The sequence below is a fragment of the Gordonia paraffinivorans NBRC 108238 genome (assembly GCF_000344155.1).
GTDB classification, from domain to species: domain Bacteria; phylum Actinomycetota; class Actinomycetes; order Mycobacteriales; family Mycobacteriaceae; genus Gordonia; species Gordonia paraffinivorans.
The window spans coordinates 22,800-34,671 of sequence record NZ_BAOQ01000025.1; the positions used below are offsets into that span (position 1 = coordinate 22,800).

Annotated in this window: 5 protein-coding genes; 2 read left to right on the top strand and 3 right to left on the bottom strand. The window is 70.5% G+C overall.

Annotated elements, in window-relative coordinates:
* Positions 1 to 131 precede the first annotated feature (131 nt).
* The 3 genes from GP2_RS12750 to GP2_RS12760 all read right to left on the bottom strand — a co-directional run bounded on the left by GP2_RS12750 (position 132) and on the right by GP2_RS12760 (position 10,339).
* Positions 132 to 3,488: an arabinosyltransferase domain-containing protein gene (locus GP2_RS12750; RefSeq protein WP_006900922.1), complete on the bottom strand. Its 3,357-nt coding sequence runs from the start codon at positions 3,486 to 3,488 to the stop codon at positions 132 to 134.
* Positions 3,481 to 6,870, bottom strand: coding sequence for an arabinosyltransferase domain-containing protein (locus GP2_RS12755; protein WP_006900923.1), 3,390 nt, complete (start codon positions 6,868 to 6,870; stop codon positions 3,481 to 3,483). Before GP2_RS12755 ends, GP2_RS12750 begins: the two co-directional genes overlap by 8 nt.
* 103 nt (positions 6,871 to 6,973) lie before the next feature.
* Positions 6,974 to 10,339: an arabinosyltransferase domain-containing protein gene (locus GP2_RS12760; protein ID WP_040526971.1), complete on the bottom strand. Its 3,366-nt coding sequence runs from the start codon at positions 10,337 to 10,339 to the stop codon at positions 6,974 to 6,976.
* Between the two features lie 91 nt (positions 10,340 to 10,430).
* Here GP2_RS12760 and aroQ point away from each other — a divergent pair, with 91 nt between their 5' ends.
* The gene (gene aroQ, locus GP2_RS12765; protein WP_006900925.1) at positions 10,431 to 10,898 is read left to right on the top strand and encodes a type II 3-dehydroquinate dehydratase; all 468 of its coding nucleotides are present in this window, start codon (positions 10,431 to 10,433) and stop codon (positions 10,896 to 10,898) included.
* Between the two features lie 572 nt (positions 10,899 to 11,470).
* Entirely contained in the window at positions 11,471 to 11,701 is a 231-nt protein-coding gene (locus GP2_RS12770) for a hypothetical protein (protein ID WP_051997214.1), read from the top strand.
* The last annotated feature ends 171 nt before the right edge of the window (positions 11,702 to 11,872 follow it).

Below are 11,872 nucleotides of genomic sequence, written 5' to 3' on the forward strand. Positions count from 1 at the left end.
GAGGCCCGACGACGATGAGAGACGCAACCGAGACTGCGGGTCACGAGGGGGTCACGAAGCAGGCCGGCGGGGTTTGGGCAGGGGTGCACGGGGTAGCCGCGTCACGCCCCTGCCCGCCCGGGCGAGGACCGTCAGGCGTATCCGCTCGACCGCATCGGAGCCGGGTCGTACAGGCCGGAGCGCCGGGCCTCGCCGAGGTCGATGTGCGCCGGCGGCGCCGGGATGATCTCGGTGAACTTCTGCAGGCCGCCCCAGTCGCGTCCCCAGTTGTTGCGCAGGTACGTCGGCATCAGGGTCGGGCGCAGCATCGCCTCGGTGATGCCCAGCGGACCGCCCGCGGTGCCCGACATCCAGGTCTGGCTGTTCTTCCGGGTGGCCTCGGCGTCGGGCATGATCCGCCACTTCGGCACCTCGAGGACGCCGTTGCGGACCTTCATCGGCTGCTGGCAGGGGAACACGAAGCCCGGCAGCCAGTCGATGAACACCGGATCGGTCGTGCCGACCACGTCGTTGAGCGTCTTCAGCTCGCTGACGCGCGGCGGGGTGATCGCCACCCAATCCGCCGCCGAGGTGTCGGCGACCTGGATGCGCACGACGTCGGCCTCCGGGGCGTCGGCCAGCGGGAACCGCAGGTTGCGCCAGGTCGGGGCCTCGCCGATGTCGATCGGGAACATCGTGCCCACCGGCATCACGCGGCCGCCCGGGCCGAGGCGGCCGAACTCGGCGAGCACCTTCTGTCCGCGGTGAACCACGCCGATGCCGTCGACGGCCTCGACCTGGCCGGCGACCGCGATCGTCAGCAACGGGGCATCGGCCGAGCGCGGCGGCATCCGGTACCAGTCGGTGGTCAGCGAGGCGGTGCCCGACGGCGAGCCGTAGCTGCCGAGGACCGGCGTCACGGCGGGGTTGAGGCCGAAGGGCAGGCGCACCGTCGAGCCGTTGATGCCGCGCACGCCGCGGCCGCCCTCGGTGCCTCCCTGGGCCGACGACGAGTCCGCCGACTCGTCGGCGCCGGCCCCGCTTTGTGCGGTGTTCTGCGCACTCGAGGTGGCCGAGTCGTCGTCGACGGTGGCATCCACCGAGAGCTTGTTCGGGACCCCGTTCGGGCTGAAGCCCTCCGCGTCCGGGCCGGCCAGCGCGGCTGCGATGCCCGGGGCGGGGCGGCCGCCGACCGCGGCCGGCTCGAGCAGACCCGCGTTCGGATCGGCCTCGACGAGGACGTCGTTGGCCAGACCGCACGAATTGCCGGCCAGCGCACGGGCGTTCGACTTCATCCACGACCACGAATCGCGCTGCGCGTAGGCGCCCTTGGCGAACGAGGCGACCATGAACAGCACCATCAGGCCCGAGATCACCGGCAGCGGCGAGAACTTCAGCTTCGAGTACCAGTGGTCGCCGCCGCGGGTGCGGGTCTGCTCGTCGACGAAGTCGTCGCGGAAGTGGAACCACAGGCCGGCCAGCGCGGTGACGACCGCGGCGGCCAGGATCAGCCAGGCGATCTCGACACCGGCCAGGGTCGGCGGCCGGTCCCACCAGGGCACGCCGTAGCTGCCGACGAACCACCAGCCGTTGGTGCCGGAGAAGGATATGCCGGTGACGGCCAGGACGGCGGCGGCGAAGAACGTGCGGTTGCGGCGCGAGCGCAGGATGGCCGGGGCCATCATGGCGCCGGCGGCGGCCGCGAGGCCCGCCGCGATGCCGGCGTACACGCCGAAGTGGTGGGTCCACTTGGTCGGGGTGAACGCGATGAAGAACATCGTGCCGAAGGTGACCGCGATCAGGCGCCAGATCGGTGCGCGCGAGACGCCGTTCGGGTGCTCGCGACGCAGCAGTCGCAACAGCACGACGAACAGGCACAGGATCATCATCAGCACACCGAAGCGGCGCGACAGCGTGCCGTCGGCGGTGGGCAGGATGAGGTAGTAGTACCGGATCGGCTCCTGCCACCACTCGAGCGTCGGGCCGACGTCGGAGGCGACCTTGTTGCCCGCGATCAGCGGGGCGAGCGGCTGGTCGAAGAAGATCTGGTAGAGCACCGCGGTGCCGGCGGCCAGGATCGGCGCCAGCATCGGCAGCAGCCCGTCGCGGGACCGCCGCGACACCACGGTCTTGATGATCGGGCGGATGCCCGCGAGCAGCGCCGCCACGGCCATGAGGCCACCGGGCGCGAGGGCGAGGGTGAATGCGGCGGTCACCACCGCGACCGCATACGGCAGCAGGCGGCGCGTGGCGATGGCGCGCTCCACGCAGCACCAGGTCAGCAGGGCCCCGACGGCCTCGGCGGGCTCGGGACGCAGGCCGTTGTTGAACGGAAGCCAGATCGCCAGGTACACGAAGGCCGCCGACCACACCGCCGGGGTGCTGTTGCGGACCGCGCGACCCAGGCGCGGGATCACCTCACGGCTGATCAGCCACCAGCCGAGCAGGCCGAGCAGGAAGGCGGGCAGGCGCATCCACGGCGCCGCCACGCTCACGTGCGACATCCAGGAGATCACCTGGAAGTGCCAGCCGAACGGGTCCTGCGGGACGCCGAAGTAGCGGAAGTAGTTGTCGGCGTAGCCGGCCTCGCTCGTGATGCGGCCGACGGTGAAGTTGTAGCCGTCGTCGGAGGTGTTCGCCCCGGCGAACCACCAGAACGCGAGGATGAGCAGCACCGCGATGTCGGGCGGGCGGATCGTCCACCAGCCCGCGGGCAGGAACCGCTTGTGCCGGCGGCCGTCCCGGTGGTCGAGGATGCCGAGCGCGACGAGCGAGGCGATCGTCATCAGGATGCCCAGCACGATCACCGCGAGCTTCAGCGGCGTGGGCGAACTGACGTAGCGGGTGTCGATCGTCGCGTGCAGCGACAGGCCGTCGCGCGAGACGCCGGCGGGCAGGTCGCTGTAGACGCCGACGATCTGCGGGCGCATCTCGTGGTCGGGGATGTCGAAGCTGTACAGGGCGCCGGTGCGCTCGTCGGGTTCCGGCATGCCCTCGATACGACCGGCGACGCCCTCGCCGTCGGCGTGGAAGACGATCCGGCAATCCGGATTCGACTGCGCCGCGGCGCGATCGGCGTTGAGGAGCACCACGTTGCGGTCGATCATCGTCAGCGCGTCCGCCGTCGCGCGGACGAACAGGCCGCGGGCGGAGGCGTCCTGCCCGCCCTCCGGGATCGTCGACAACAGGACGCCGCCCTGCTCGGGCAGGCGCGACGCCAGCGAACACGGCACCGACATGTCCATGTCGACGGGCACGAAGGCGACGAGCGGCGCGGCCACGTCGGACACCGAATCACCCTGCGGCCAGGACAGTTCGGCGGTCGTCTGGTTCACCGGCAGGATCGGCGTCACCACGGCCAGCAGGAAGCCGAGCAGGCCGGCGACGACGGCGACGATCTTCGCGGTCCGGTGATCACGCGACCGTACTGCCCCGGTTCGTCCAGACGATGCCGGTTCGGACGAGGAGGCCGCCTGAGGCGTGGTGCTCGTGGGGTCGGATTCACTCATCGGATTCGGGCTCCACCCTGATCGAGCCGGCGCGTGACCAGCCCCATTCCGTCGTAGATGCGGTGTCGATCTGTGCGTTCGGTGCGTCGGGCACCAGCGGGGTCAGTTTCTCCAGGGCGCCCCACTCGCGGGCCCAGTCGTCCTTGAGGTAGGTCGACACGGCGCGCGCGGAGGTCGTCGCCTCGGAGACGCCGAGCAGGCCGCCGTCGACGCCCGCCTGCCAGGTCTTGGACTGGCTGTTGGTCAGCGGGTAGTCGCCGAGGATGCGCCAGTGCGGCACCTGCGCCACGCCGTGCGAGACGCCCATCGGGTTCTGGCACGGGAAGTGCGACGCCACGCCGAAGTCGATCAGCGTCGGGGCGGTCGAACCGACCACCTCCTGCAGGGTCTGCAGCCTCGGCGCCCGCGGTGGCGTGATGACGATGAACTGCTTGTCGCCGAGATTGTTGTCCTGCAACGACAGTCGCATCACGGTCGCCTCCGGAGGGGCCGTCGACATCGGCACGCGCATGTTGCGCCACGGGCGGTTGAGGATCACCGGTCCGGGATCGATCGGCAGGACGTCGGACCCGATCTGCTCGAACGACCCGTCGGGTCCGGGACGGCCGAACTGGACGACCATCTTCTGGCCGAAGTTGCGCACCCCGAAGACGTCGATCGTGGAGACGGCACCCGCGGTGGAGAAGACCAGCAGCGGCGACGCGGCCCGGTCGGCGGGCAGGTCGTACCAGCCGGTCGTCAGGCGGGCCTCGCCGTTGTATCCGTAACTGCCGAGCACCGGGGTGGTCGCCGGGTCGAGGCCGAACGGGAGCTTGGCGGTGGACCCGTTGACGGTCCTCGGCCCGCGGCCGCCGGTGGTGCCCGCGCCGAGTCCGCCGGTGATGGCGAACGGCCGCGCCATCGAGGCGGAGACGTTCATCTGGCCGGGACGCTGGCTGCCCGGCTCGGGCTGCAGGTCGTCGGGGACGCCGTCGGGGGAGAAGCCGACCGGGTCCTCGCCCGCGAGCGCGCGGCTCGCCGACTCGCCGCCGGCAGGCCGCAGCATCCCGGCGTTCGGGTCCAGCTCGACGAGCACCTCGTCGGCGAGGCCGCATGGGTTGCCGCGCAACGTGTTGAGGTTCTCGGTGAGCACGGTCGGCGCCGGATACCGGGCGACCGCCGCCTTCACGAACAGCAGCATCTCCACGACGACGAGCAGGCCGGCGATGACCGCGATCGGAGAGGACGCGAGGAACAGTCGGACGCGGTCGCCGCGGGTCTGCTGCTCGCCGCTGCGGTTGTGGGCGAGACCGCGATTGGTGACGTAGTCCTGCCGCAGGTGCTGCCACACCGCCACCGCCGCCGCGAGCACCGCGAGGATCAAGAACAGCGTCGACGCCGAGTACCCGGCGATGACGGGGGCGCGGTCGAACCAGGAGATGCCGTATTCGTAGGCGAACGGCCACGAGTTGTAACCGGCCATCGCGGCGGCCATCGCGAAGAGCAGGCCGGAGACGAAGACGGTGAGGTTGCGCGCCGACCGGGCGGCCGCCTGCGTGACCGCGACGGTCGCGACGGCGGCGACCGCGGCCGCGAGACCGGCGAACACGCCGAATTGGATGGTCCACTTGGTCGGGGTGAACGCGAACAGCAGCAGCGTCACGCCGACCGCACCCGCCAGACGCCACACCGGACCCGAGTCGACCCCGCGAATCCTCGTGCGGCGCAACATGACCGTCACGACGACGAAGACGCCGGCGAGGAGCAGCAGTAGCGGCACGCGGCGGGTCAGCGAGCCGTCGTCGGTGACCACGGAGATGAAGTAGTAGCGCAGGAACTCCTGGTACCAGTGGATCACCGGACCGACCGTGTAACGCAGCTTGACCGCCTCGTACACCGTCGCGAGCGTCTGGTCGCGGAAGACGACGAGGAGCACCGAGGCCCCCGCGGCCACGATGGGAGCGACGAACGCCACGGTCGCGACCCACTTCGAGCCGCCGAGCGCGGTGCGACGGTCGAGCAGGATGTGCAGGAGCGCGCGGGCGGCGACGAGCAGGATCGCCACCCCGATCACGCCGTGTGGCGCGAGGGCGAGGGTGAACGCGGCGGTGGCGGCGGCGAGTGCGGCCGGCAGCAGGCGCCGCGTGGCGATCGCGTATTCGGCGGCCCACCAGGTCAGCAGCGAGCCGAGCACGATGATGCCCTCGCTGCGCAGGCCGCTGCAGAACGGGAGCCAGAAGGCGGTGAACGTCAGCGCGGCCGCCCAGGTCGCCCAGCCGCTGCGGCGGACCGCGGGGCCGAGGCGGGGCAGCAGCACCCGGCTGAGCACGAACCACGACACGAGACCGGCGACCATCGGCGGGATGTGCATCCACAGGATCGACGGCGAGACCGACGACCACACCGACAGGAATGCGTAGTACCAGTCGAACGGCGCCTCCGCGATGCCGTGGAAGCGGTAGTAGTTGGCCAGGTAGCCGAAGCCCTCGGCGGTGCGGCCCATGTTGAGGATGTAGCCGTCGTCGGGCGACCCGGCGCCGAGGAAGAGCCAGACGACGAGGATCGCCGTGACGACCAGGTCGGCGGCCCGCGGTCGCAGCGCCTGCCACCAGCGGCGGGCGCGTTCGCCGACCCGGCGGTGCATGCGCTGGATCCGGTCGAGGAGTGCGAGGGCGACGACCGCGACGATCACCGAGATCGCGGCCAGGATCATCACGACCAGCTTGAGGACGGTCGGCGACGACTCGTAGCGGTTGTCGATGCCGATGGACACCGCCAGCCCGTCGCCGGCGGCGGCGCGGGCCTGCTCGGGGGTGAGGTTGGTGAAGATCCCCATGGTCTCGGGGCGCTTGTCCGGCGGGAGCACCGTCTGTTCGCCGAGACCGGCGAACTGCGCGCCCGGCCCGGTCGGGGCGGAGACGATGTGCAGCTCACGGCACCGGTCGAGATCGGCGGTCGGCACGCTCGCGGCGACGGTGTTGCGGAAGGTCACGGTGACCGCGGCTCCGGACTTCGTCACCCACAGCGACGAGCCCTTCGACTTCGGCGCGTTGACCGGCATCGTCGACAGGACGACGCCGTCGGGCGCGTCGGCGAGGACGGAGCAGGGGATCCGGGCGTCGAGGGTCCGCGGTGTCTGCGCGATGAGCGGGGCCATGACCGAGGCCGTCTCGCCGCTCAGTTCCTGCCCCGCGGGCCAGGCGAGGCCGGCGTCGACGGTCTTGACCGGCAGCAGCGGCGTGATCGCGCACAGCAGGACGCCGAGCACACCCGCGACGGCGGCGACGAGAGCCGCGGTACGTGCGGAAATGCGGGTGCTCGCGAGCCCGGAACCGGTCGCTCCAGACCGATCTGCCGAGCGGCCGGCGGGATCTTCTGGGGGCGTCGGAGCTGTCACAGGCACGGTGCTTGATCGTATGCGACGGGCGCGGGCGCACCTAGCGCCCACCCTGACCGGCCCATCACCCCGATCGGCCACCCCGACCGGCCCCGTCGGCCCGATCGGCTCAGTAGCGGATCGGCGCCGGGCTCCACAACCCGTTGCGGGTCTCGGTGCCGGTCTCGATCTCGGCCGGCGTCTCCACCCCGCCGTAGGGCTCGTAGCGTTCCAGCGCACCCCAGTCGCGTCCGATGTCGGACATCAGGTAGGTCGGCAGTGCGGTGGGCTCCTGGGACACCTCGAGCCAGCCGAGCGGGCCGCCGCCGAAGCCGTTCTGCCAGGCCGAGACCGCCGCGGCCAGGTCCGAGCCCGGCTTGATGCGCCACTCGGGGATCTCGGCGACGCCCACGTCGTGGGTGAACGGCCGCTGGCACGGGAACGCCAGGCCCGACGTCCAGTCGACGTGTACCGGGTCGTCGTCGCCCACGACCTCCTGCAGGGTCTTCATCTGCGGGACCCGGGGCGGGGTGAGCACGATGAAGCGGTCCTCGTTGAGGTTGTCGTCGGTCGCCACGATCCGCACCGCGGTGGTGTCGGCGGGCAGTTCGTCGGTGTTGTAGCGCAGGTTGCGCCAGGCGGGCCGGGGGCCGGGATCGATCAGCTCGGTCTCGCCGGTGGGCTCGAGATCGGAGTCGCGGGTGTCGGGCCCGACGGGCTGCGAGGTGTACTCGAGCATCACGTTCGGGTTGTTGTACTCGCCGGCCACCGACATCGTCAGCAGCGGACGGTCGCGCCAGTCCTTCGGCAGGGCGTACCAGCCGGAGGTCAGGCGGGCCGGTACCTGGTCGAGCTTGGAGTAGCTGCCCATGACCGGGGTGGTGGCCGGGTCGAGGAAGTACGGGAGCGCCGCGCTGCTGCCGTTGACGCCGGGTTCGGCGAGCTCGCCGCCCCCCGTTCCGCCCGGGTTGGAGTTCAGGATCTTCGGGTCTGCCCACACGTTGCCGGACAGCACGCCCAGCGATCCCTCGCTGGCAGTCGACGCGAGGTCCAGCGGAACGCCGTCGGGGGAGAAGCCGACGGTCTTGGGCGCCGTGCCCGGCTCGGGCGGCGGGCCGCCGAGGGGGTTGGCCAGCGTCGCGTCGACGGGCTCGAGCATGTCGCGGTTGGGGTCTTCCTCGACCCACACCTTGTCCGCCATCCCGCACTGCTTGCCGGTGAACGCGGCCAGGTTCGACCGCGGCACCGAGAACGACTTGGACTGGTGGATGCCGGCGAACACCGCGGTGACGATCTCGAAGACGACGACGGCCAACGCGAGATAGGCCAGCGGTGCGGCGGCCACCGATCCGGCCGCGCGGCGGTACCAGGGGCGGTCGGAGTCCTCGGCGGGCGCCGCCGGGGCGTCGGCGGCGGTGCCGGAGTGCGGGTCGGTGCCGGTGAAGGGCTCCCGGAAGTGGAACCACAGCGCCAGGAGCAGCAACGCCAGGGCGGCGTAGAGGAAGACGCTGCCGAGCATCACCCCGCCGATCGTGACCTGCTGATACGCCCAGGGCATGCCCCACGCCGAGTAGTAGTAATAGGAGTTCGGCGCGGTGAACGCCAGGCCGCCGATGAACAGCACCAGCGCGCAGAACAGTGTGCGGTTGCGGCGCGAGTGCATCGACTGCGCGCTCGCGGCGATGGCGGCGATGGCGGCCAGCGCCGCGGCGATGCCGGCGAACACACCGAAGTGGTGCGTCCACTTGGTCGGGGTGAACATGAGGAACACCAGCGACGCGAAGGTGATCGCGACGATGCGGCGGGTCGGTCCGATCGCGGTGCCGGGGATGCGGTTCTTGCGGATCAGGACCGCCGCGGAGACGACGAGTCCGAGGATCATCGCGAGAACGGCGAAGCGCCGGGCGATGTCGCCGTCGGCGGAGAACGCGAAGAGCAGCGAGTAGCGGCCCATCTCGTTGTACCAGTTCAGCGACGGGCCGAGCGCGGTCTTCATGCTCGACGCCTCGGAGAACGCGCGCAGCGTCAGGTTGGAGAAGACCACGAAGACCACGAACACGCCGGCCGCCAGGATCGGCGCGATCAGGGCGACGAACGACCAGCGCAGGGCGCGCTTGGAGTCCTGACCACCGACGGCCTCGGTGATGACCCGGGCCCGCTTGATGAGGGCCATGATCATCGGCCGGGCACCCGCGATGAGGGCGGCGACAGCCAGCAGGCCGGTGGGGCCGGCGGCGAGGCTGAACGCGCCGACGGTGCAGGCCACCGCGGCGGGCAGGAGGCGGCCGGTGGCGATGGCGCGTTCAACCGAGCACCAGGTCAGCAGCGCGCCGAGGCAGATGATCGGTTCGGGCCGCAGGCCGTTGTTGAACGGGAACCAGCAGGCCAGGAAGGTGAACGCCGCGGTCCAGGCGACCATCGGGCGGGTGACCGCCGCGCGTCCGAGCCGGGGGATCACCTCGTGACTCACGATGAGCCAGACCAGGATTCCGCAGGCGAGGGCGGGCAGGCGCATCCACGGGCTGGCCACCGAGACGTGGCTGAGAAGCCCGAAGACCTGGTAGTACCAGCCGAACGGGGCCTCCGGGGCGCCGTACCAGCGGAAGTAGTTGGCCGTGTAGTCGGTCTCCTGCGCGACCCGCGACATCGTGAGCAGGTAACCGTCGTCGGAGGTGTTGGGGCCGACGAGGTGCCACACGATCAGCGCGCCGATCACCACGTAGTCGCGTGCGTTGAGATGCCACCAGCGGGCGGGGAAGATGCGCCGGTGCCGGCGGCCGTCGGTGGCGTCGAGCGCGGCCAGGGCCGCGAGAGACAGCAGCGTGCAGGCGATGCCGACCACGATGACGAGCCACTTGGCGACGGTGGGCGCGGTGTTGTAGCGGGAGTCGATGGTGACGTGCGCGTCGAGTCCGGCGACGTCGGCGGCCGGACCGCTCAGGTCGGTGAAGATCCCGGTGACCTGCGGACGCTGGTCGGGCGAGTACTCGAAGGCCTCTTTGTCCTCGGTCGACCCGCTCAGGGGCTCGCCGGAATCATCGGTCATGCCGACGAATTCGGCGGTGACGGCGTCGGAGTCGGCGTGCACGACGATCTCGCGGCAACCCTGCGCGCGCATGTCGGCGACGCTTGCCGAGACGAGCGGGACGTTGCGGATCACCACCTCGACCCCGCGACGGTCGCCGCTGCCGGTCGTCCGGACGAAGAGACCGCGTTCGGCCGACTTCTCGGCCTGCTTCGGGGTGGTCGAGAACAGGACCGATCCGCCGGGCGGCAGGTCGTCGACGGCGGTGCACGGGATGCTGACGTCGAGATCGACGGGGGTGTAGCCGATGAGCGGGGCGGAGACCGAGCCGATCTGCCCGTTCTGGGGCCAGTTGATCTCGGCGGTCTTCTGCTCGACCGGCATCAGCGGGGTGGCCAGCGCGAGCAGGAAGCCCAGCATGCCGGTGACTATGGCGACGATCCTCGCTCGTCGAACGGTCTGCGCTGGCACAAAGAGAGATGGTAGCCGTTGGGCTGTCTCACGCCCGTGGGCGGCGCTTCGACCCCCGGCGACCCAGGTGACGGGTACTAAGGTGTGACCCATGTCCGATGCCACGCCCGCCGACGGCGCGCAGCGCCTGCCGATCCTGCTGCTCAACGGTCCCAACCTCAACACGCTGGGCACCCGGGAGCCGGCGATCTACGGCTCGGAGACCCTCGCCGACGTCGTCGACCTCGCCGAGCGCACGGCGGCGGAACTGGGCTTCGGGCTGCGCGCCGCGCAGACCAACCACGAGGGTCAGATGCTCGACTGGATTCACGAATCGGTGGGCAGGATCAGCGGCATCGTGATCAACCCCGGCGGCTGGACGCACACCTCGGTCGCCCTCGCCGACGCACTGGTGGTGCCCGGGGTGCCCATCATGGAGGTGCACATCAGCAACGTGCACAAGCGCGAGGCGTTCCGCCATCACTCCTACGTCTCGCCGCTCGCCGAGGGAGTGATCGCCGGCTACGGCATCCGCGGGTACGAGTTCGCCATCCGGCGACTGGCGGAGCTGGTGAGCTGAACCGGCGTCGGCGTCAGTTCGATGCCGATTCACCTGCGGCGACGATGGCCGCTGCCGTGTCGGACATGAGCGGGGCCCGCTGGATCGAGTGGTGATCGCCGCCGACGTCGTGGGCCGCATTCAACCGGATCAGTCCGGCGGTCCGGATGAGCACGGAGAGTGCCGGGAGTGTCTCTCTTTGCGACACCTCGGGACCCTTGGATCTCCCTACCTTCGAGAGGACATCGACGCCCCGCGACCAGCGGACCAACGAGCGGATGCCGTACGCACAGATCGACGGAAGGGACCTCCTGGCATGAGCGCAAGCCACTGGGGCCGCAGACGAGGCCGGCAGGGTCACGAAACACATCGACTCGAGCTTGGTCGGAGGAGGGTTCGCCCGGGATACGGGCTTTCGTCGAGGTGGATCGACGCAGGCTGTCGCGCCTACTGGACATGCGGCTTGGGAGAGACGCGCGAGCTCTCTGGCGTCGTTGTGTTCCCTGCCTCGAACGAGTCGTCGTACATGGCTGGATCTGAAGTGGTGGTCGATGGTGGACAGACGATCTGATGACCTCTCGCCGAGGGGTACTGTGCAAACCACTGCGCCCGACGTGCAGGAGATGATCGACTTCGCTGCTCGATGGAAGCCGTATTGCGGGGCGGCGGACGACGAGATCTTCACGACGTTCGGGGTGCGACCGCGCGACTTCTATCTCCGAGTCGCCGAAGCGCTCAGCTCAGCACGAAACCCGCTCCCGCACACCGGGTTGCGGTCCTACTGCCTGGAGCGCGCGCGACGGCACCGGGCGGATCGTCTGTGACGTTCTGCCAGAACGGAGATGCCTAGGCGGGGGTTGTCCACACTCTGTGGGTGACCAAATGCGTGGCCAGATCACCCCATCCCCGATACCCGGGCCGGCGTGCGGCCCGGGTACCTCAGGGATTCCCGGGAGGTCGGTGCCAGCGAATGCCGTGATCCGGTCATGCGTGTG